The sequence below is a fragment of the Reichenbachiella sp. MALMAid0571 genome (genome assembly GCF_040151475.1).
Classification (GTDB): domain Bacteria; phylum Bacteroidota; class Bacteroidia; order Cytophagales; family Cyclobacteriaceae; genus CAXBNB01.
Genome location: NZ_JBDKWG010000142.1, coordinates 48,647 through 72,567, shown reverse-complemented (window position 1 = coordinate 72,567; position 23,921 = coordinate 48,647). Strand labels below are relative to the sequence as shown.

The following is a 23,921-nucleotide window of genomic DNA, read 5'->3' as shown; positions in this document are numbered from 1 at the left end:
AGACAATGATGATACAGATACCACAGAAAAATGCTTATGCAGTAAGTAAAGTACTGAGACTATTCTTTTTATGTTTTGCTTTATTAGTCTTTGCAAGCTACAGCGACGCTCAAAATGTTACCATTTATGGCCCCACTTCGGTATCCCAAAACGATATTGACTATTATTATGTTGACATATACGAATCCCTGATTTACTCAGGTTGGTATGTCTATACAGGGCAGATTCAGAGTGAATATGAAAAGAATGTCACCGTTAAATGGACTAATTCAGGGACACAATATATGTATTATGATGCAGATGGGTATTACGATTATTACTATGGTGATTTAGCTGTCTCAGTAGCTTCAGCAGGACCCACTGCTCCGGGAGACCCTACTATTACAACAAGTGGTGTTTGTTCATCTAATAATCAAGCCACTCTAACCAGAAGCGGAAGCCCTCCGAGTGGGGTGACTTGGTTCTGGCAGGGAAAAAGCTCTGCAGGTACCAGTACATCCAAAGGCTCTGGTAGCACTTTTACTGCCAATGAAGGAACCGGTTGGTATTATATTCGGGCACGAAACAGCAGTAATCAGTGGAGTAGTAGTTCAGGAAAAGTATATGTGACCATCACTAGTGCACCTCAGACTTATGGTGCGTATGTGAATGTTGCCAATCAGAACTGTGGAGGTGGAGCCGCTACGCTAAGTCTAAACTATCCGCCAGATTTTGCAAATGGTACAGTTTTTAAATTATATAAAACAGGGCAGAGTTCATACTTACAACAGGTCACCAAAACAAGTGATTCTCAATACTCACTTAGCTTCAACTACACAGCAAACCCGGGCACATATACCGCAACAGCCACCACTGGAAGTTGTACAGTGACTCTGGATAATTCTGCAGTCGTTAGTGCTGCGCCACCCCCGCCATCAAATCCTACCATAAGCGTTGATATCAACTCTTCGGAAGAAAGTCCTGGGAGTTATTGTCCCGGAAATGTGACACTTTTGTCGAATGTGTCCGGAGACTGGTACAAAGACGGTGTAGACACAGGCACTGATGGTTATAGCTATGTTCCCACAGCTACTGGAAGCCATACATACAAGGTGCGAAAAATTACCACATCATGTGGAACCACTTATACTAAGTACAGTTCTGACCTGGCTATTACTGTGATCCCCGCTGTTGGTCAGGTAAGTATCAGTGGAGGAGTGTCGAGCAGATGCAGAGGAGGAGGAACGACAGATTATAATGCCAACGCATCCAATGCAAGTACTTATAGTTGGTCAATTAGTCCGTCAAGTGCGGGAAGCATCAATTCATCCGGATTGGTTACCTGGTTGAGTAGTTTTTCAGGGTCAGCTACCATATCCGTAACGGCAAGTGTCTGTGGCACTTCAACAAGCGCAAATAAAACGGTAACAGTAACCCCTTATGTGACCACTACAGCGATAACAGGCACGAGTAGTTTGTGCAGGAACTCTGCAGATACGGACTACAATGCAAGCGTTTCAAACGGAACGGGCACCTGGTCTATCACTTCGGGTGCAGGAACAATAAACAGTTCCGGTTTGGTTAATTGGGATAGTAATTTTTCAGGTACCGCAGTGATTACTTATACAGGCACGGGATGTGGCAGCAATTCGGTACAGACAAAAAACGTGACCGTGACCCCTTATGTGACCACTACAGCGATAACAGGCACGAGTAGTTTGTGCAGGAACTCTGCAGATACCGACTACAATGCAAGCGTATCAAACGGAACGGGCACCTGGTCTATCACTTCGGGTGCAGGAACAATAAACAGTTCCGGTTTGGTTAATTGGGATAGTAATTTTTCAGGTACCGCAGTGATTACTTATACAGGCACGGGTTGTGGCAGCAATTCAGTACAGACAAAAAATGTAACGATAAACGATTTTCCCACCGTCTCTGCTGGCTCTGACCTTCAGGTATTTACCACCAATACCTTCACCATTACGGGAGGGTCACCATCTGGGGGCACCTGGTCAGGAACTGGTGTTACGGGAGGGAATACATTCAACGCAGCTACAGCGGGGACAGGCACACATACCATTACCTATAGCTATACCGATGGAAATACCTGTTCCAATACCGACACCAGGAACATTACGGTAGTAAGTAATCCTGTAGTGGCATTGACCGGCCAAACGGAACTGGCAATAGGAGAATCATCTACCCTTACTGCAACATCGGGATATGCCGCTTACCAATGGAAAAAGAACGATCAGAATATAGCAGGAGCCACAGTGAATAGCTACAGCGTCACAACAGCAGGGAGCTATAAAGTAGCAATCACAAATGCAGACAACTTTATCTGGACAAGTCCGGCAACTGAAATCACCAGGGTATTGGCTGATGAGGACGAAAATTACATCATGACCTGGACTTTCAAAGAGGAGGGAATGGATCCTGACAATATCCCGGAAGATGTAAGCAAAGTAAATAGAAAAGTGGACTACTTTGACGGGCTTGGCAGGCCTGTGCAGACCGTACTGTGGCAGGCATCACCCGGGCCTGACCCACATGATATCATACAACCCATATTGTATGACGAATTTGGACGGCAGACTAAGTCTTTCCTCCCTTATGTGGCTACTACATCAGGAGGCATAGTGGCTGCCAATGCTGCCAGTTTGGATGAAACCGCACATGCCAGCACATCACAATATGATTTTTACCATACCGCAGGCAAAGTAGCCCACGATGATTACCCTTTTAGTGAAACCATCTATGAAGCATCTCCGCTCAACCGTGTACTCAAGCAGGGAGCACCCGGAGCTGCCTGGCAACCTGATGAAGATGTAGAAGTAACTACCGACCGGGTGGTACGCTTCAGCTATGAAGCCAATACAACCACTGGAGCGAACAGTTGTACCACCGGATGTGATGATGTTATTGTCTGGACGATCAATTCTTCAGATGAGCCTGTAGCCAACACTCCTTACGGTGCTGGCCAGCTCTACAAGAACATTACCGAAGATGAAGAATTTCATCAGGTAGTAGAGTTTACAGACAAGCAGGGGCGCACTATTCTGAAAAAAGTAGAAACAGGCGATGGAGCGAACCCATGGGCACAGACTTACTACATTTATGATGATTTCGGTAACCTCAGGTTTGTATTGCCACCAATGGTGTTTAGTGGCAATGCCACTCTGGATGCCGGGGAGCTTGACAATTACGCATTCCAATACAAATATGATGCACGGCAAAGGATGGTAGAAAAGAAAGTGCCCGGAGCAGGTTGGGTATATATGGTTTATGACAAGCGGGACAGGCTGGTACTGACACAAGATGCCAACCAGAGGCCCGACAGCCTGTGGACTTTTACCAAATACGATGTGCTGAACCGGCCTGTTTTAACTGGTATCTATACCCATACGGCTACCATTACTCAGGACTCTATGCAGGCGGTCGTCAATACCCTGGCAGGTGGAACAAGTGCCTGGTACGAATCCCGGCAAACCACAACAGGCAATGTGCATGGCTATAACAATGCCTCTTTCCCCGATGTAAGCGATACTTCTGCTTACCTGACTGTGACATACTACGACAACTACGATTATCAAAACGATCAGGAAACCACTTGGGGCACTGGTTATGATTACAGCAACCCGTCATTGTCTCACGACAGTTATACCTCCGAAACGAGTGAAAACACAGCGGTAAAAGGACAAGTGACCGGAGGGAAAGTGAAAAATCTGGCTACAGGCCAATGGTTGAAATCAGCAACCTATTATGATAACCGCTACAGGGTGATTCAGGCCAAGGGGGACAACAACCTCGGGGGAATAGATGTGACCAGCAATTTGTATGACTTTACAGGCAAAGTACTACAAACCAAAACCGTACACGATGATGGCTCGGATACTACTCCCATACTGAGGACTTTTGATTACGACCATGCCGACAGGTTGCTGGCCGTAAAGCACAAAACAGATACGGAAGACGAAATAACGCTATTGAAGAATGAATACAACCAAATAGGTGAGCTGGTGGACAAAAGCCTGCACAGTACCGATGGTACGGACTTTATGCAGTCGGTGGATTACCGCTACAACATCCGTGGATGGCTCACCTCAATGAACAACTCCGGCCTGACAGATGATAGTGGCCTCACCAATGATGATGACAATACCAGTCTGCAGGACTTTTTCGGTTTCGAACTGGCCTACAACAATACCATGACAGGAACGAGCAATACACAAGCCTACAACGGCAACATCTCAGCCATGAAATGGAGCGATTTTCAATCCGTGGGAGGTGTGAGTGAAAGGGCTTACAGCTACAGCTATGATGCCATGAACAGACTGACATTTGCGCAACATCATTCTGATATTACAGGATCACTTGGCAATGTCAGTGAGTATAAGGTGTCCGGTATTTCCTACGACCTCAATGGCAATATTTTGAGCCTGTCGAGATTGGGTAAAAACGCTGAAGGGTTCGATGACCTGACTTACAATTATGGACTTCCGGGAGCTACCAGCAATCGATTGAAAAAAGTAGATGATGATATAGTCAATGAATCCTATGGCTTCAAAGATGCTGTAGAAGTAGCCGAAGAATACCTCTATGATGCCAACGGCAATATGGTCAAAGACCTGAACAAAGGGATTGACTCTATTTATTACAACCATTTGAATTTGCCCTACATAGTAGATATGGACAATCCGGGCGATTCTATAGTCTATGAATATGATGCATCAGGAATTAAACTGAAGCAGAGGGTATATCAGGCTGATACCTTGTTCAAGACTACAGACTATGCAGGAGAGTTTATTTATGAAAATGGAGTCTTACAATTTATCCGGCACGAAGAAGGCAGGATCATACAAGAGCCAAATGACAGTTTTACTTACCAATACCACTTGAAAGACCATCTTGGTAATACAAGAAGCACTTTTACTTCGGGCGTATATACGAGTATTTATACTGCCACTATGGAATCCGATCTTCAGGCAACTGCAGATCAGGAAGAGAGTGAGTTTTACAATATTTCTGAAACAAGGCATACTTACGCTAACGCCAATCACACCGTAGGTGGCAATGAATCTGCTTTGGTCAATAGTGCAAATCCGATTGGACCTGCATTTTATACCCATGTGGAAAGAGGTGATATTGTCAATTTTATCGCTTATGCTTACTATGAAAATACTTCTGGCTGGAGTAATTCATATGATCCTGCGGTATTGGCAGCCAATATTGCAAATGTATTTGGCACAAGTGGTGCGGCTGGTGAAGCAGGTCAGGTTTTTACCGGAATTAACGATGCTATATCTAATAATGCTTCTGTTTTGATTGGAGGAAACAGTTCAGACACCAATCCCTCTGCCTATATCAACTATCTCATGCTGGATGACAATTATGACTATATAGTTGGAAGTGGTGGATATGTCGGTGTTACCACTGCGGCTCTTAATGCTAATGAACCTATATTTAATGATATGGCTTTGGAAGTAGAACAATCAGGATATTTGTATATTTACATCAGCAATGAAAGTAATTCTTTGAACCCTGTGTATTTCGACGATTTCAACGTAAGTATTCAAGAAAGCCCTGTACTGGAGACGACAGATTACTATCCCTTTGGCTTGACCTTTAACTCCTATGCTAAGCCGGGGACTATCGGGCAAAACTTCAAATACAACTCGAAAGAGCTTGTTGCTGATTTAAGTTTGGGCTGGTATGATTACCAGGCCAGGTGGTACGATCCGGCTCTGGGTAGGTGGCACACAGTTGATCCAGCTGCTGATTTTATGAGAAGGCACTCTCCATATAATTATGCTTTTGATAACCCGATCAGGTTTATTGATCCTGATGGGATGGTTCCAACTGGAGGTGGAGAAAAACTTCTAAATGCTGCAGTTAAGGATAATGTAGTTAACAGTATTAGTAAAGCTAATAACAGCGCACGAAATGTAATTTCAATTAAAGGAGGTCTTCAAGGGGCTGGAATTGGTGGAAAAGTAAAACTAGGTTCTTCCTTTAAATTGAATGTTGAAGGTAAAGCTTTCTCAGTGGAAGGCAGTGCGAGTACAAATGGTGACAAATCGATATCAGGCTCTGTTACTTCAACAGAATTTGGATTTACACTCGGAAATGCTGTGGATATTTCTTACTCTCAGGATGATATTAAAACTGAAATTAAATCAGATGATGAGGGAATTACTGGAGGTACCAAATTAAGAGACAAAAAAGGGAATGCTAAAATAGGGAACACCAAGCTATCATCTTCAGGAGGGGAAGGAGCCAATGAATTTTCTGTGGGCGCAACATTTGGTCAAGTATCAGGAGAAATATCGGCTAATTTAGATGCTCTTTCAAATTTTGTAGACGAATCAATTGATGCGATTGGAAATTTTTTCGGTAATGTTGTTGATTCGATTATAAAGCCTGGCAGTAATGTAGAAACCGAGGATTAAATAGAAAGATGTTTATACTTAAAACTACATCTTGGCAGATATTTTTAATGGTGTTTTTGCCATTGATGATATCTGCTATAGTTACTGATTTTTTGATAGGTTCTATACTAGAAATCATATCTTATAATATTTTATTTGGCTGGTTTTTATTAGTTGGAAAGAACCTAAATGAACAGCTTAATGATGATGAAATTAGACCAGATACTTTTTTCATCATCAACTGTTTTTACTTAATTGTTTTTTCCTCAATAGCTTCAATTATGAACAATGGCCGTGAGAGCGAAATGCCCATGATTGTTTTATTGTTGACCGTTTATTTTGCGTTTGCTTTTTTTTATGTGGTCTATTTTACTGCTCAATCATTCTTGTCTATGCAAGAAATCAAATCCAGAAAATCATCTCAATATAGTGATCAGTTGGTATTTCTTTACTTCTTTATTTTTATTGTTGGGATTTGGTTTATCCAACCGAGAATTAATGAATACTTTAAAAGTTAGCGCATTCCCGCAATATTTTCCTCTAATCTATATGCTTTTGCTGCTTCATCTAGTTCTTCATCTAAGTTATCATCATAGCTAAAATTTTGAAGTCGCCATGTATCATTTGGTTTGTATAAAAGGATAGAAAATCTAAGTGGTTGTCTATCATATTTTACAAGAAAAGTATAGAGTTTGAAGTCGTTTCCAATAGAGCTTAAGATAATTTCTTCATATCCATAATAATTACCAATAAGTTCTAATGTTCCTGATAAATTTAGTTTTATATTATCTATTTGAGTTTTAGAGTCTCCCATCCATTTGTTAGTTGAAAAAAGATAATCAAGAGCAATATTGCTTCCTTCATTTTCATATTTATTAAAAAATGTATTGATAATGCCTGAAGGAGAATTTTGAGCAAAGCAATTAATGGAGGAAAATAAAGCGATGATAATGATTAGATTTTTCATGATTAAGATAAGGTTTGTAATTTTTTCTATTTAAGAAGTGAAAGCCTTTTTAGCCTTTACGTTTTGTAGAAGCTCATTCAGGGCATTAAGGATGTGTTCTTTATCACCACCAGAAAGTTGGCTAAGCTCGTGTAACCTTTGCAGTATGCTAGGATCTTTAAATAATTGATCGTTCTTGGTCTCCCTGAGCAAGTAACCAATGTTGTATCAAGAAGGGAAGCAATCTTTTTAGCCACCTCGATAGAAGGCTTTACTTCATCACGCTTACATCTACCTATAATTTCTCTAATGATACAGTAGTACTTATCAGTATCAGCTTGTGGAAGTTTGTTTTTCTTATGGTAGAACGTCATTTTTTGTCCAAAATTCATGTTGTATTTTTCAAATTTTAGCAGTATAAATAAACAATATTAAACGAATAATAATTCATATTCAATATGTGTATTCCTATGATGTTTGTTGGTTCTAGCAAAATTAAACAAAAGTAGCAGCTAGTTTAAGCTTGCAATTCAAACTTTACGCCCTTTAAGTCAAGAAATCCCAATCATCGTAAGATGGTTGGGATTTTTATTTTTTATCCAGCACGAAGAAGGCAGGATCATACAAGAACCAAATGACAGTTTTACTTACCAATACCACTTGAAAGACCATCTTGGCAATACAAGAAGCACTTTTACTACAGGTGAATATACCAGTGGGTACTTAGCTACATTTGAAGATGCTACTTATACTCAGGATACCACAGACTTTTTCAATGTAGATCCAAGAGTTCCATATCCTGTGGGAGGCAAAGCAGTAAGGCTCAACAGCGCAGCACCTATAGGCCCTGGCTTTGCTACGGCGGTATCGAGAGGCGATACCATAAGTATGAGTGTAAAGGCTTATTATGAAGATATATCAGGTTATGGCACAAGCCCTGTAGCAGTAGCCAATATAGCAGCAGCGTTGACCACTGCTTTTGGAGGAGTAGATGGAGCAGGTGCTTCTGAAGGACAGCAGGCTATTTATGATATATTCAACAATGATCCTGCGGTCACCAGTGCGCTATTATCAGGCAACAGCAATTCGGATAGTTATCCATCTGCCTATCTGAACTATTTATTGTTTGATTCTGATAATACTATAGTAGATGCAGGGTATTTTGGAGTAGAAGAGGGTGCAAATCTTGAGCAAACAATTTCAGTGAGTGATCTTATCATAGATCGAGCAGGATTTATCTATATTTACCTTAGTAATGAGAGCAATAGCTCTAATTATGTGTTCTTTGATAACCTTGATGTAGCGATAAGTGAGAGTCCTGTACTGGAGACGACAGATTATTATCCCTTTGGTCTGGCTTTTAACTCTTATACAAAGCCAGGGACTGTGGATCAGAATTTTAAGTATAATGGTAAAGAATTGGTTGCTGACCTAGATTTAGGATGGTACGATTATCAAACGAGATATTATGATCCTACATTGGGTAAGTGGCATACGGTAGATCTTGCCGCTGATCTGATGAGAAGACATTCGCCTTACAATTACGCCTTTGATAATCCGATACGTTTTATTGATCCTGATGGGATGATTCCTGAAGATGATAAGAAAAATAAGAATAATGGGAATAACTCACAGACTATTCATGAGAAGCGAGTTGAACTAGATAGTCAAAATAAGAAAATTGCAGATGATAAAGTCACAATATCGCCAGTAAAAGACCCTGTGATATCAAGTGAGCAAAATCCAAATAGAGTTCATCCTGTTACTGGAAAAGCAAGGCCTCATAAAGGAATTGATATAGTTGATGTTGATGGAAGTTCTGCTAGTGAAGGTAAAGACATAGTTGCTCCTGCAAATGGAAAAATACTTGTGGTAAAAAGCAAAGATGATAGTGATGGTGCTGGAAACAGGGTACATATGAAAGACAATAGAGGCAACAAGCATTCATTTTTCCACTTACAAGATAACTCTACGGCAGTATCTAATAATCAAGTGGTAAAAAGAGGTGAAACCATTGGTAAGATTGGAAATACAGGAACAAGTACAGCATCACATTTGCACTATGAAGTAAGAGATTCAAATGGAGCTGTTTTAAATCCGAGAGATGCTAATTCAGGTTTGAAGAATGCTCCTACAAAAACTCAAGCTAAACAAATGCAAGCTGTACAAAGAAGACAAAATGCCATAGAACAGAAAAGAATGAGAACACCAGGTCATAGCTCTATTCATTTTTAAGCTAAAACTATGAAAAATAAGATATGCCCCATATTATTCATTGTTTTGATCAGTTGTAAGCCATCAACCGAGAATGCGAAAGAAGTTATGGTTGTGAAAAATCAACAGGAAGCCGCTTCCTTTGTTAAGAATGATTCTGAAACTGTTGATTCATTAAACCAAAATAAATCTGCAACAGGTTATGTTTTGAATAATGAGTTTTCGGCAAACCCATTTACTTTTAAAATTGATACATCTAAGGTTAATGAGGTATTAGGAGATAAATTTCATTTTAATAGTCAGCCATACAGTAATACGCATTCTTCTAGTGATGATAAATTTTTGATATACACATCAAGAAATGATACTGTTATATTCTATAGTACTGCAAAAAAAGTGCACTTTAATACCGCAATTCTTAGAAGCTCAACTGTAGAATTATCGAAAAATATAAAAGTAGGTATGTCAAAAGAATCTTTTACGAAGGTATTCAATATTGAAAACAAAGATGCGATCAATAAGTTTGTAATTGAAGATGAAGAGGGGTATTCCTCTCATACCTTTGAGTTCATAAATGATTCTTTGAAAAGTATACACATCTACAATGAAGTCGATTAATTATTTTGTAAAGAAATCAAAAATCCGTTCTTTTAAGTCTTCCGAAGGAGACTTGAAAGTAATGAGTGAAAAGCAGAGACTTGGTCTCGGTCTATGTGTACAGAAGTAAAAGGAATCCCAATCATAATAAAGTGATTGGGATTCGATGAAGAATACCTCTATGATGCCAACGGCAATATGGTCAAAGACCTGAACAAAGGCATTGACCCCGTTCTTTTAAGTCTTCCGAAGGAGACTTGAAAGTAATCAATGAAAAGCAGAGACTTAGTCTCGGTCTATGTGTACAGAAGCAAATGGAATCCCAATCATAATAAAGTGATTGGGATTTTTTTTATATCAAAATGTTACACTATAAAAAAAGAATTGAAATGATTGATTCTGCGATGAACACTAGCTTCGATGTACAGATTATGATAGAGGCTTCTATCAAAAACTACACCTGATCATCTCTATTCTATTGTCTTTGGGTTCACAATATAATAAAAACAGTTTATGATAGTACTAATCTCATGATTTGGTTTTTATTTATTCATTTTAGAAATATTTCTGGTAAGAAGGGTTATTAATTTAATTAATCATTAATTAAATTGGAGCAGACCAATCTAAACTACCAACTTTATGAAACTTGCAAAACCTCCTTTTGCCCTGGTGCTTATTTTTCTGCTCATCCCCTTGGCAGGTTATTCTGAAAAGCCTCCGATTAAATTTGGAGATGTCCCTTTGGAACAGCTAAAAATGAAACTCTATGAAAAAGACACCAATGCCAATGCCGTAATTTTAATGGATTATGGCACTTCTCATTTTGACTATGGTAACGATCAATTTCAGGTGATTTTTGAAAGGCATGTTAGAATAAAAATCATTAACAAAGACGGCTATGCATGGGCAGACCATGAAGTCATGCTGTACAATAGTGACGGTAGAAAAGAGGTATTTAGCGGGCTAAAGGGAGTGACTTATAATCTTGATGGGAGTAAGGTTGAAAAGACAAAACTGGAAAAAGAGTCTATATTCAATGAAAATGTAGATGACAATTATGACAAAGTAAAGTTCACTATGCCCAATGTAAAAGAAGGATCAATCATAGAATTCACTTATTCAATAAGGTCAGATTTTTATTTCAATTACAGGGGTTGGCAGTTTCAGTATCAGATTCCTGTTGCCTGGAGTGAGTACCGTGCCAGCTTTATTGAATATTACAGGTATCAAAAAAATTTCCAGGGATATATTCCTATGTTTATTCAAGAGCAAGAAAGCGGAAGACAAAGCTTTACCATCAGGGTAAGTAGTGGTATTGACCCGGTATCGGGTGAGCGAAACTCAGGATATACAAATGACTATGATGCTCAAAATGTAATTAACAGATGGGTGGCCAAGGATGTTCCTGCGTTTATTTCGGAACCTTATATGACTACCTCTAAAAACTACATTTCAAGGGTAAGTTTTGAATTGGAAAGCACAAAATTCCCTAATCAACCTATAAGGTATCTGAGAGGAACATGGGAAGAGGTAAACAAACAATTTTTGGATTATGATTTTTTTGGAGGGAAGGTAGAGAGTTCCGGTTTTTTGAAGAAGGAACTGGATGGCATAATATCTGATCAGGATTCTGAAGAAGACAGAGTGAATAAGATATATGCTTTTGTTAAGAAAAAAGTGAAATGGAATGGAAACAAGACCAAATACCTGGAAAGCAACCTGAAAAAACCTTATGACGATGGGGAAGGGTCTTCTGCTGAAATTAACCTGTTGTTGACCAGTATGTTGAAAAAGGCTGGTATAAATGCAGATCCTGTAATCATAAGTACCAGAGATCATGGAATGGTAAGAACTCATATTGCTGTTTCCAGCCAGTTCAATTATGTGATTTGCAAAGTGCAACTTGGAGAAAATATCATGTTACTTGATGCCACCGAGCCATATTTACCTATCACTGCCCTTCCGGAAAGATGCCTTAACGGACAAGGGTATGTTATCTCTGAAACCAATCACGGATGGGTGGATATTCCTTCTACATATAATAAATCAACCAAGGTAGGTGGAGAAATAAACATAACCGAAGACGGAGAACTGTCAGGTTTTCTACACTTCAATTTTGAAGGCTATAATGGACTGAGTGAAAGAAAAAAGTATTTCAGCAAAGGACAGGAAGATTTTATAACAGATTTAAAGTCAAATTCTAAATGGGAAATTGAAAAGATAGAAGTAGAAAATGAGCAGGATTACGACAAACCCTTTGTGGTAAAATATGATGCAGAAATAAATAGTGGTGTCGAAAGTTTAGGAGATATCATTTATCTGGATCCTTTACTTTCCGGCAAGTATGAAAAAAACCCATTTTCATTGGAAAAAAGAGAATACCCTATAGATTTTTCATGTCCTATTGAAGAAGTTTATTATGTCACTTATACATTGCCAGAGGGTTATCAATTGGAGGCTCCTGTCAAACCTTTCACTGTGCTGCTGCCTGACAGAGCTGGCAGATTTGTTTACTCCGTGATGATGAGTGGAGGTAAGTTGATAGTTATGAGTAAACTCAATATTTATAAAACTTTGTTTGTAATGAACGAATATGCTTATATCAAAGAGTTTTTCGCTCAAATAGTGGCGAAACAGAATGAGCAATTGGTTCTTAAAAAAGTGTGATGAAGTATAAATTTTCTTTTTTCTTACTTTTCTATTTGTCGTCTGCTGTGGCATTCGGACAGGTCAAATACAGCATAGAAGCTATACCCGATTCTTTGAAAGAAAATGCCAATGTGGTTTATTTTTTGGATGAAGGAAAATATGAAATCAAATCAGATAACCGTGCAGTATATTCTATTCACAGTGTTGCGGCAATTCTTAACGCTAAAGGAAAATTCTATGCCACAAAAACCATAGGGTATGATAAACTTTCAAAGATCAACTCCTTCAAAGGTGTAGTATATGACCAGAATGGAAATGAGCATGAAAAGCTTAAAAAATCTGAAATAATAGATCAAAGTGCTACCTCTGGAAATACTATCTTCGATGACAATCGGTACCAACATGCGGATTTAAAACAAAGTGACTACCCTTATATTGTAGAATTTGAAATAGAGATAGAATATAAGTTTACCTATCATATTCCCAGTTGGTCAGTATTGCCTGGTCAAAATGTTTCTGTGATCAACTCTCTTTTTTCTATTTCTTCTCCATTGGAGTTTTTACCCCGAATTAAATACCACAATATTGATAAAGAATTTGATCGAGCAGAAAAGGACGGGATAGTTTATTTGAATATTCAGTTTAACAATTTGAAATCAAAAGAAAGAGAATCAAATGGGCCACCGTTTAGTGAAATGTGTCCCATAATATATTGTTCTCCTTCTAAATTTCATTACGATGGTTATGATGGAGACTTAAGTACCTGGTCTTCATTTGGGAAATGGATTGCCGGACTCAATAGTGGCCGTTCAGATTTGCCGCCAGAGACGGTTCAGGAAATAAAAAGTATTACAGGAAGTTTCGAATCAGTTGAAGATAAGGTGCATGCAGTGTATCAATATATGCAGGATAAAACCAGGTATGTAAGCATTCAATTAGGTATTGGGGGCTATCAGCCTTTTCCTGCATCAGTGGTAGATGACTTGGGATATGGGGATTGTAAGGCACTTTCTAACTATGCGTATTCCTTATTGAAAGCCGTAAACATTCCTTCAAATTATACCCTTGTTTATGCTGGTGATAATCCTCCTGAACTAGATCCGGATTTTTCTGCAAGTAGATTTAACCATGCCATTTTGTGTGTGCCAAACAAGCAGGACACGTTGTGGTTGGAGTGTACCAGCCAGACCAACCCTTTCGGTTACATGGGAAGTTTTACCGGAGATAGAGATGTGCTATTGATTGCTGAGGATGGAGGGAAAATCGTTCATACTCCGGTTTACAACAAACAAATAAACACTCAACATACAGTAGCTCAAGTGAATGTTTCAAAGGATGGAAGTGCTCAGGCCAACGTGGAAATAGTTTACTCTGGATTGCAATATGAAAACAAAAATGTCAATCAGTATTTAAATAATGGAAGTGAAGAGCAAAGAAAATGGATCTATAAGAACACTGAAATACCAGACTTTACTATTCAGGATTTTAGTTTCGACGAAATAAAGAACAAAATACCTTCGGTTGTTCAGAATATGAAAGTAGATATTCCCAGAATGGCAAAACCAAATGGCAAGCGGGTTTTCCTTGGGCTTAATTTGTTAAACAAGGATACTTATGTTCCTAAAAAATACGAAGAGCGAAAAACCGATTTGGTGCTGGATTTTCAAGGAATAGATGTAGATACGGTGGTATATCAAATTCCTGCCCATTTACATTCCGAATATTTACCCGAACCTGTAGAAATTATTTCAGAATTTGGTAAATACAACTCGGCAGTTTCCTTTGAAGACGGCAAACTTATCTATGTCAGAAGAAGGGAATACAATAAGGGCCGTTTCCCAAAAGAACTCTATGAAGACTACAGAAACTTTTGCCAGAAAGTAATCAAAGCGGATAAATCCAAAGCTGTTTTTGTAGATAAAACCTAATGCTTCGCAAAGAATTTCAGAAAAGTTATAATAAGAGAAATGGGAAATACTGGAGTTTCGCAAGGTATAGGTATAAATATATTTATTTTATACAAAGTCTAATTTGGAAACCATATCATATTACACTTACCGGGAGTAAGAACTGTTTTTATGTAATTATACATGTGAAGAACAATTTTTTGATCTGAATAATGATCTTGCCACATGGAATAATATGATTATATTCAGCCCTAATTATCCAATGAAATACTACCCTGAAGAAATTGCAAACAAATAATAAAACATAATTTATGACCTGTTTATCAAATCATTCGAGAAGGTTCTGCATACTTTCAACCATTATATTTTTACACTTATCGGTTTTTTCTCTTGCCCAAACCAGTGATACGACTTTTGATATAGTAGTATATGGAGGTACATCGGCGGGAGTTGTAGCTGCTATTCAGGCAAAAAAAATGGGTAAGACGGTCGTGTTAATTGAACCTGCCGACCGATTGGGAGGATTGACTACCGGAGGTTTGGGACAAACCGATATTGGAAATAAGCAGGTTATTGGAGGCCTTTCAAGAGAATTTTATAAAAGGGTAGCCAAAAAATATCAGGATCCTGAGAATTGGAAATGGCAGAAGCGAGAGGAATACAAAGACGGAGGCCAAACACGTACCAATAATCAAGAAGATGCGATGTGGACATTCGAGCCCAGTATGGCATTGGAAATTTACGAAGATATGATTCGTGAAAATGAGGTGAAAGTCATATACAATGAAAGACTTGATCTGAGTGCTGAAGTGCAGCTCAACAAAGGAAGGATTGAAACGATCAAGATGGAATCCGGAAAGGTGTTTTCTGCCAACATGTTTATAGATGCCACCTACGAAGGAGACTTAATGGCTCTATCGGGAGTGAGTTATACAGTAGGTAGGGAAAGCAACGATCAGTATGGAGAAACATTAAATGGAGTTCAGACTGCATTAGCCAAACACCATCAATTTCCTGATGGTGTTGATCCCTACATCAGAACTGGTGAACCAAGTAGTGGCTTACTGCCCAATATTAATCCAGACATACAAAGAGATGGTACTGCTGACAGCAAAATACAAGCATATTGTTATCGGATGTGCTTGACTGATGCGCCTGAAAATAGAATTCCATTTAAAAAACCGGAAGGTTACAATGAACTGGAATACGAATTGCTGTTTAGAGCAATCGAAGCAGGAGCCAAATCACCTTACTTTATTCCGTCTGATATGCCCAACCGAAAAACGGATTGGAACAACAGAGGACCGTTTTCCACTGACTATATTGGCAGAAACTATAATTATGCTGAAGGAGATTATGAAACCAGAGATAAAATCCGGGAGGCTCACAAGACCTATCAATTGGGTCTGATGTGGACACTGGCCTACCATCCCCGTATTCCTGAATCCATTAGAAAAGAGATCAGTCGATGGGGATTGCCAAAGGATGAATACGAAAAATATGGTAATTGGTCACCACAGCTTTATGTGCGTGAAGTGCGTCGTATGGTCAGTGATTTTGTGATGACAGAAAATCATTGTAAACAAAAATTACCTGTTGAAAAATCGGTGGGCATGGGGGCTTATACTATGGATTCACATCATGTCCAAAGGTATGTCACCAAAGAAGGTTACGTGAAAAATGAAGGAGATGTAGAAGTTGGAGGTTTTGGGCCTTACCCGATTGCTTACGAGTCTATCGTTCCTAAAAAGAAAGAATGTAACAACCTCTTTGTACCTGCTTGCCCATCATCTACCCACATGGCTTTTGGTTCCATTCGCATGGAGCCTGTGTTTATGATACTTGGCCAGTCAGCAGCAACTGCAGCTTGCATAGCCATAGACGACAAAGTAGCAGTGCAGGATGTCAACTACAAAAAACTGGAAAAAATATTGCTTAAAGACAAACAGATTCTAAAAAACTGAAAAGACTATACCTTTCACCTATAAATCTAAAACATGCATCGCTATTTCAAATCAATCTACTTATATCTCGCCATTTTAGCACTTTACCTCTCTTCATGTACACCTGATGATTCATCAGAAAAAGCGGATGTGATAATATATGGAGGAACATCAGCAGCCATTATAGCTGCCGTGGAGGTAGTTCGCTCCGGCAAATCAGTAATTGTAGTTTCTCCTGACACGCATTTGGGAGGGCTTTCTGCAGGTGGGCTGGGATTCACAGATACAGGTAACAAAGAAACCATAGGTGGCCTGTCACGGGAGTTTTATCACAGGGTCTGGACTTATTACAACGATGATACGGCATGGAAATGGGAGAAAAAATCCGAATATGGAAATAAGGGACAGGGTACACCTGCTATAGACGGAAAAAACAGAACCATGTGGATTTTTGAACCACATATTGCAGAGCAGGTATTTGAAGATTTTGTGTCAGAGAATAATATAACTATCTATCGTAATGAATGGCTTGACAGAAATACAGGAGTAAATGTAGAAAATGGTAAAATAACATCTTTTACTACACTGAGTGGAAAAACCTATAAAGGGAAAGTATTTATTGATGCCACTTATGAAGGGGATTTGATGGCAGCATCAGGAGTGAGTTATCACGTTGGTCGGGAAGCTGTAGATGTTTATGATGAAGAATGGAATGGAATTCAGGTTGGGGTATTACATCATGGCCACCACTTTGGCGATATGAAGATCAGCCCATATAAAATTCCTGGTGATAGCACCAGTGGTGTGTTGCCAAAGATATCTGTTGAAAATCCTGGGAAGAGAGGAGATGGTGACAACAAAGTTCAGGCTTATTGTTTCCGTACTTGTATGAGCAATCACCCCGACAACAGGGTACCATTTCCTAAACCGGAAAACTACGACCCAAAACAATATGAATTATTAGCAAGAGTATTTGAAACAGGTTGGAAAGAATGGTTTAATAAGTTTGATGTGATTCCGAATAGGAAAACGGATACCAACAACCACGGCCCATTCAGTAGCGACAATATAGGAATGAATTATGATTATCCTGAAGCATCTTATGAAAGAAGAAAAGAGATAATAAAGGAACATGAAGACTACCAAAAAGGCTTGTTGTATTTTGTAGCCAATGACCCAAGAGTACCAAAAGACATACAAGATGAGATGAATGAATGGGGGCTGGCAAAAGATGAATTTACAGACAATGGCAACTGGCCTCATCAATTATACATCAGGGAGGCACGCCGAATGATTGGTGAATATGTAACTACCGAAAATGATGTACTTGGAAAACGAAAAGTACCCTCTCCGGTCGGTATGGGTTCATACACCATGGATTCTCACAATATCCAGCGTTATATTACGGAGGATGGTTACGTGCAAAATGAAGGAGACATTGGAGTTCATCCACACCATCCGTATCAGATTTCATACCAGTCACTTACTCCCAAAAAGAAGGAATGTACCAACCTGTTGGTTCCTGTGTGTGTGTCTTCAAGCCACATAGCTTTTGGCTCTATTCGAATGGAACCGGTGTTTATGATACTTGGTGAATCTGCTGCCACAGCTGCCGGTATTGCTATCGATAAAAATATAGCCGTACAGGATGTGTCTTATGAAGATTTAGAGGCCAAACTTCTTAATCAGGGGCAAGTACTTTTGCTTGATTAGTATTGAATAGCAGTTTGTCAATTCCGGTTTCCATTTTTATTTAATAAAATAATAGCATTAAATTGCTTTCTTCCACATTGTCATTTTTGGATCATTCAATAGCCCTGGCACTTGAAAAGAAGGTCAATTAATATAGAAACCGTATTAGCTCGTATCTGTGATAACGGAGATCAGATTGCCTTTAGGGAGTTTTTCGACTGCTACTATCCCAGGCTATTGCATTTTTCCTTCTCACTGATTAGAAATTCTGTTTTGGCAGAAGAAATTGTGTTGGATGTGTTTGCTACTATTTGGAAAAACAGACAGAAACTCCAAGAGATTGAGCACATAGAAAACTACCTGTTTACAGCTACTAAAAACCGTACGATGAATGCCGTCAGGGACAAAAAGAAGGATTTGGTACATATTGAAGTGGATTCAATAGATTTCAAATACATTCGAACAAATCAGAATCCTGAAAGTGACTTACTCTCGCAAGAGTTGTATGAAAAAATCAATGAAGCCATTGATGCCTTGCCGGAAAAAGGGCGCATTATTTATCGCATGGTAAAAGAAGATGGGCTTAATTATAAGCAAGTAGCCGAATTGTTGGATATCTCCACTAAAACAGTGGACAGTCATTTATATTCAGCAGTGAAAAAAATCAGAATTTCAATAGAAGATTACTACGAAAGCCGGGGAGGACAGTCGTCAGGCATGAGCATTTTGGAAGTGTTTATCCTTGTCTTACCTGCCTTAGAATGGAGTAGTTCACAATATTTTTAAAAAAGTTTTAAGCCCACTAGGGAATCTTATCTTGGGTCGTGTCTAACATAATAGACGATAACTATTATGTTCAATCCAGACAAATCTATTTATGCCTATCTAATGGGCGATCTCAATACTTGGGAAGTTCGAGAATTAATCCAATGGATTAATGATTCGCCTGAGAATAAACGAAAGTTCAAAGCCATACGGGAGTATTGGGAAAATTCCAACGATACCATCACTTTGGAAAAGGCCAATATTGACAGGGCTTATAACAAATTGAGTAGAGACATTTTTAAAGATCATACCAATGGTCATCAAAGACGAGCGATAACACTCCCAAGAGCAAAAAGTTACAAAATAGCTTGGATGTCGCTGGCAGCCTCTGTCGTGCTTGCTTTAGGTGTATTCTTTTTAATGAACCTGAGTCATTCTTCAAAAGAGATCAACGCGTTGGCAATGATTATAAAGGAAAATCCTAAGGGTAGAAAATCTCAGATCTTTTTGCCGGATGGCACCAAAGTGTGGCTCAATGCCGAAAGCAAAGTAGAATATCAGGAAGGTTTTGGACATACTCACAGGAACATCAAACTCCATGGTGAGGCATATTTTGATATAGAAAAAAACAAAGAACTTCCATTTATTGTGAAAACCTCAAAAGTGAGTATTACAGCATTGGGTACCGAGTTCAATGTTCGATCCTATTTGGAGGAAGCATCTATAGATGTACTGCTTACCGAGGGTAAAGTTGTAATATCAGACCTTGACCGAATCAATAAGGATGAATACCTGGAAGAAGGAGAATCTTTGTCGTATTCTAAATCCGAAAAAAAATTTGAGAAGAACCTTAGTGAATTTGAAAATCTGCTTGCCTGGAGAAATGGAATTTTGTCTTTTCATGAAGCCTCGCAAGAGGAAGTATTCAGAACTCTGGAGCGGTGGTACGGTGTGAAGTTGATTGTAAAAAACAGAGGTAGTAATCAAGAGTGGAAATATACGAGTCGCTTTGAGAATGAATCTTTAGAAAATGTATTGATCAGTATGGGACACGTGAAGAAATTCGATTTTATAATAAGAAATGAAACGGTGATCCTTAATTATAGAAAATAAAAGATGATAAAATGACAGTTCAGAATAGCTCTTAAAAAAATAAGTCTGCCAACAAGGTTGACAGACTTATAAGATTGGGTAACCACATTGGCGTGTGTTCAGATTACCCTATCGCTAAATAAATTTTTAACGAAATCATGTAAAAGTATGAAATTTAAATCATTACAAGTAATAATTATGCTTTCAAAGTACTTTGCTTATGGCGTATTTGTACAAATCTGGCTGATGAATCTACTGCTCGCAGGGGATTTAGAAGCCCAGAAAAGCCAGAGTGTAAGAGAAGTAGGCATAAACATAAATGCACAAGTCAGTTCATTGGAAAAAATTTTCAATGAGATAGAATCCAAAACGGATTTCACCATTTCTTACGACAAGTCAGAGATCAAAAAGAAGCTAAAACAATCAGTAACCATTACTTCTTCTACGAATCAGAAAGTGAGTGATGTGCTGATCGAAGTTGCCAAACAGGCAGGCTTAAAATTTCGTCAGGTCAACCAAAACATTAGTGTGATTTCTGGGAATTCTGCTTCCGGAGAAATAATACACGAATCTTTAGTAGCTGATGTTGAGATTTCCGGAAAAGTGACAGACGAAAATGGTCAGGGATTGCCTGGGGCATCTTTGGTTGTTAAGGGAACTATCAACGGAACTACCTCCGATTTAGAAGGGAATTTTAAATTGACTGTACCAGAAGATGGTCTTCTTGTAGTTTCTTATGTAGGTTATCTTACTCAAGAGGTAGAGATAGCGGGCAGGTCGGAAATAAATATTGCAATGACTCCCGACGCTCAACAATTGTCCGAAATTGTGGTGATAGGCTATGGTGAAAAAGCCAAAAGGGATGTGACTACTGCAATCTCACAAATTTCAAGTGAAGAAATCACAAAAAGATTTTCCATGTCTCCGGAAATGGCCATGCAAGGGCAGATGGCAGGAGTACAGGTATCTGGGAATAATGGCGATCCCATGTCACGACCTACCATTAGAGTAAGAGGTACCAATACATGGGGAGTAGCAGATCCTGTTTATGTTGTTGATGGGGTCATGCTGGAGGAGTATGGAGCAGGAATAGAAGGACAGACCGATAACGGGAATTATCGAAGAGGGTCAATTAATGTTATGTCACTGATAAATCCTGAGGATATTGAGTCAATAACTGTTTTAAAAGATGCTTCTGCTGCCGCCATATATGGTGTAAGGGCTGCCAATGGAGTGGTATTGATTACCACAAAAAGCGGAAGTACTGGTAAACCTAAAGTATCCTTTTCATCAAGGATAGGATGGACCAATATTACAAATCGTGTTGATGTATTGAATTCTAAACAATATACTGATTTTAACAATGCACTTTGGGCTACAGATTCCAACTCTGAGATTGTTGCTGAAGATTTAAGAGTGTTTGATCCATCCAGTTCAAACTACCGTGGCAATGAAGCTACTACTGATTGGCAGAAAGCTGTAGAAAACCAAAATGCTATGACCAAGGATTATTCTGTTAATTTTTCAGGGGGTACTAAGGCAGTTAATTATTTTGTATCCGTAGGAAAAAGTAGTCAGGACGGTGTTTATATTGGGAACTACCTTGATCGATTGAATGGTACATTTAAATTAAATATGGATATTAATCCCTGGCTTAGAGCAGGTTTTAATGGACGGATTAGTTCCACAGAAAGTGGACAAGCTGTTTCCAGTACCATCAGTGCAGCTTCAAATGTGCCATTTCAGCCCATATACGATCCGAATGGTGTGAATGGAAGAGGATTTGCTCAGGTACTTGAAGGCTATGACGCTAGTGGCAACTGGACGGGAAATAGACTATATGGCAATAGTACCAGTCACAATACCCATGCTATATTGTCTTTGGATGATGTTTTACACAAAGGATTAAGGAGTACAGGAAGGGCTTACCTCGAAGTAGAACCTATTCAGGATTTAAAGATCAGAGGGGCATATAGCATAGACAATACACTGACGGGGGTAAATAAAATTTACCCAAGAGAATCATATTGGTTTAGTTCTCAAGGTGCTGATCCTGAATCACCATCTGTTCCGGGATCATTGGGGAGTTACAATGTTATAGATGGAAATAACATCACCAATCAATTTGATATTACAGCCAATTATCAGAAAACATTAGGAGATCACAAAATAGATATTCTGGTTGGTGCTATGGGAAATAATCACAGCTATCAGTACACAGAGCTATATTCTGAAAACATTAGTACCATAGACCGGGATTTGATAAGACTTGGTAGCGGAATTACTAATAGTGCAGGTATTTTCAAAGAAGAATCAGCACGCTTTGGTTCGTTTCTCAGAACCGGATACAACTACGCTTCTAAATATTACGTCGATTTTTCTATCAGAAGAGATGGTTCTTCAAGCTTTGCTCCGGAGCATAGATGGGGAGTATTTCCAGCCGTATCGGCTGCCTGGAGGTTATCCACAGAGCCATTTATGAGTGAAGTATCATTTGTAAATGACTTTAAAATCAGAGCAGGGTATGGTAAACTTGGAAATGATGAAGTAACCAAGAACGCCTACCTTTCAACGATTAATAAGAGGCCAAATTATGTTTGGGGAAATACTAATGGAGGTTATGGAACAATTAGCGATGCAGCTACTGTTTTTGGCCTTCCAAATCCAACATTATCATGGGAGACTACTACCACAATTAATGTTGGTTTTGATTCCAGATTATTCAACAGCTTAGATTTCTCATTTGAATATTATGACAAACTTACCGAAGGATTATTACAGGGTGTTGTCATTCCGTTAAGTTCAGGTATAATACATGGACCAGAGGCAAATGTTGGAGATGTTAGTAACAGAGGGATTGAGATGACATTTAATTATACCAGGTCTATCAATGATATCTCCTTTAGTATTGGTGGTAACCTGACAACTCAGAAAAATGAAGTTTTAAAGATTTATGAGGGAATTCCAATATCAACCAACGCAGGGCGAGTAGAAGTTGGGAAACCTATCGGATTTATCAGGGGCCCAATATATGAAGGAACATTCCAAAGCGATCAGGAAGCACAGGCATGGATGAACCAAACCACCGATGTGAGCTACAATGCACCATTGGTAACAGCAGGTGATTATTATTTCAAAGACTTGTATGGTGCACCTAGCGACGAAAGTGAGTTTTACAACCCTAACCCCGATGGCCAAATTGATCAATTTGATCAGGCATATTTGGGGAAAACCACACCCGGCTATTACTACGGCTTAAACTTTAATGTAGGTTACAAAGGACTGTCATTAGACATGGTATTTTACGGAGTTGGAGATATTCAGAAATACAATTCAATCAGGCAGTTTTCGAACCCAAGCGTAAATGGAGCCAATAGAAGTACAGAAGTGCTGAATGCATGGACTCCATCCAATCCTAATACAAGTTTGCCTAGAATGATATGGGGTGACCCGGCCAACAATTACAGGTTCTCAAGCTTGTTTATAGAAGATGCCGATTATTTCAGGCTTTCAAATGTTAGGTTAAATTATGTTTTTCCAGAGTCTTTTTATGAATCAGTGGGCAATTACATCAGTAATTTAAGCATCTATGTGGGGTCATCCAATACATTTACCCTTACTGGTTATTCGGGACTCGATCCGGAATCTGATGACAATCCGTCTCCCAGAATGTTCTATACAGGGTTTTCCATTAACTTTTAATAAT

General features: G+C 39.0%; 12 protein-coding genes. 11 read left to right on the top strand and 1 reads right to left on the bottom strand.

Annotated elements, in window-relative coordinates:
• The first annotated feature begins 5 nt into the window (after nucleotides 1–5).
• Together AAOP42_RS16515 and AAOP42_RS16510 are read left to right on the top strand one after the other, a co-directional pair.
• Nucleotides 6–6,431: a DUF6443 domain-containing protein gene (locus tag AAOP42_RS16515; protein ID WP_349529656.1), complete on the top strand. Its 6,426-nt coding sequence runs from the start codon at nucleotides 6–8 to the stop codon at nucleotides 6,429–6,431.
• An 8-nt stretch (nucleotides 6,432–6,439) separates the two neighbouring features.
• Nucleotides 6,440–6,928: a hypothetical protein gene (locus AAOP42_RS16510; protein WP_349529655.1), complete on the top strand. Its 489-nt coding sequence runs from the start codon at nucleotides 6,440–6,442 to the stop codon at nucleotides 6,926–6,928.
• On the opposite strand, the gene AAOP42_RS16505 is transcribed toward AAOP42_RS16510, so the two are convergent.
• Nucleotides 6,925–7,377 carry a hypothetical protein gene (locus AAOP42_RS16505; protein ID WP_349529654.1) on the bottom strand — a complete coding sequence of 151 codons (453 nt, stop codon included), beginning with the start codon at nucleotides 7,375–7,377 and terminating at the stop codon, nucleotides 6,925–6,927. The genes AAOP42_RS16510 and AAOP42_RS16505 overlap by 4 nt on opposite strands.
• 558 nt (nucleotides 7,378–7,935) lie before the next feature.
• On the opposite strand from AAOP42_RS16505, the gene AAOP42_RS16500 reads away from it, so the two are divergent.
• The 9 genes from AAOP42_RS16500 to AAOP42_RS16460 all read left to right on the top strand — a co-directional run bounded on the left by AAOP42_RS16500 (nucleotide 7,936) and on the right by AAOP42_RS16460 (nucleotide 23,917).
• A complete protein-coding gene (locus tag AAOP42_RS16500) occupies nucleotides 7,936–9,591 on the top strand; it encodes a peptidoglycan DD-metalloendopeptidase family protein (RefSeq protein ID WP_349529653.1) in 1,656 nt (551 codons plus the stop codon).
• Nucleotides 9,592–9,600: 9 nt separating this feature from the next.
• Entirely contained in the window at nucleotides 9,601–10,188 is a 588-nt protein-coding gene (locus tag AAOP42_RS16495; protein ID WP_349529652.1) for a hypothetical protein, read from the top strand.
• 618 nt (nucleotides 10,189–10,806) lie between these two features.
• The gene (locus AAOP42_RS16490) at nucleotides 10,807–12,834 is read left to right on the top strand and encodes a DUF3858 domain-containing protein (protein WP_349529651.1); all 2,028 of its coding nucleotides are present in this window, start codon (nucleotides 10,807–10,809) and stop codon (nucleotides 12,832–12,834) included.
• Nucleotides 12,834–14,744 (top strand): DUF3857 domain-containing transglutaminase family protein, encoded by a 1,911-nt coding sequence (locus tag AAOP42_RS16485; protein WP_349529650.1) that lies wholly within the window; start codon nucleotides 12,834–12,836, stop codon nucleotides 14,742–14,744. Before AAOP42_RS16490 ends, AAOP42_RS16485 begins: the two co-directional genes overlap by 1 nt.
• Before the next feature lie 290 nt (nucleotides 14,745–15,034).
• Nucleotides 15,035–16,687: an FAD-dependent oxidoreductase gene (locus AAOP42_RS16480; protein WP_349529649.1), complete on the top strand. Its 1,653-nt coding sequence runs from the start codon at nucleotides 15,035–15,037 to the stop codon at nucleotides 16,685–16,687.
• Nucleotides 16,688–16,720: 33 nt separating this feature from the next.
• Entirely contained in the window at nucleotides 16,721–18,379 is a 1,659-nt protein-coding gene (locus AAOP42_RS16475; RefSeq protein WP_349529648.1) for an FAD-dependent oxidoreductase, read from the top strand.
• 111 nt (nucleotides 18,380–18,490) lie between these two features.
• Nucleotides 18,491–19,144, top strand: a complete 654-nt coding sequence (locus AAOP42_RS16470) for an RNA polymerase sigma-70 factor (RefSeq protein ID WP_349529647.1) — start codon at nucleotides 18,491–18,493, stop codon at nucleotides 19,142–19,144.
• Between the two features lie 66 nt (nucleotides 19,145–19,210).
• A complete protein-coding gene (locus AAOP42_RS16465) occupies nucleotides 19,211–20,236 on the top strand; it encodes a FecR family protein (RefSeq protein WP_349529646.1) in 1,026 nt (341 codons plus the stop codon).
• Between the two features lie 147 nt (nucleotides 20,237–20,383).
• A complete protein-coding gene (locus tag AAOP42_RS16460; protein ID WP_349529645.1) occupies nucleotides 20,384–23,917 on the top strand; it encodes a SusC/RagA family TonB-linked outer membrane protein in 3,534 nt (1,177 codons plus the stop codon).
• Nucleotides 23,918–23,921: the final 4 nt, after the last annotated feature.

Bases quoted from the DNA above. Each gene is read 5' to 3' on its own strand.
- AAOP42_RS16460 (WP_349529645.1), top strand. From the start codon at position 20,384: ATGAAATTTAAATCATTACAAGTAATAATTATGCTTTCAAAGTACTTT.
- AAOP42_RS16480 (WP_349529649.1), top strand. From the start codon at position 15,035: ATGACCTGTTTATCAAATCATTCGAGAAGGTTCTGCATACTTTCAACC.
- AAOP42_RS16510 (WP_349529655.1), top strand. From the start codon at position 6,440: ATGTTTATACTTAAAACTACATCTTGGCAGATATTTTTAATGGTGTTT.
- AAOP42_RS16505 (WP_349529654.1), bottom strand. From the start codon at position 7,377: ATGAAAAATCTAATCATTATCATCGCTTTATTTTCCTCCATTAATTGC.
- AAOP42_RS16490 (WP_349529651.1), top strand. From the start codon at position 10,807: ATGAAACTTGCAAAACCTCCTTTTGCCCTGGTGCTTATTTTTCTGCTC.
- AAOP42_RS16495 (WP_349529652.1), top strand. From the start codon at position 9,601: ATGAAAAATAAGATATGCCCCATATTATTCATTGTTTTGATCAGTTGT.
- AAOP42_RS16485 (WP_349529650.1), top strand. From the start codon at position 12,834: ATGAAGTATAAATTTTCTTTTTTCTTACTTTTCTATTTGTCGTCTGCT.
- AAOP42_RS16465 (WP_349529646.1), top strand. From the start codon at position 19,211: ATGTTCAATCCAGACAAATCTATTTATGCCTATCTAATGGGCGATCTC.
- AAOP42_RS16475 (WP_349529648.1), top strand. From the start codon at position 16,721: ATGCATCGCTATTTCAAATCAATCTACTTATATCTCGCCATTTTAGCA.
- AAOP42_RS16515 (WP_349529656.1), top strand. From the start codon at position 6: ATGATGATACAGATACCACAGAAAAATGCTTATGCAGTAAGTAAAGTA.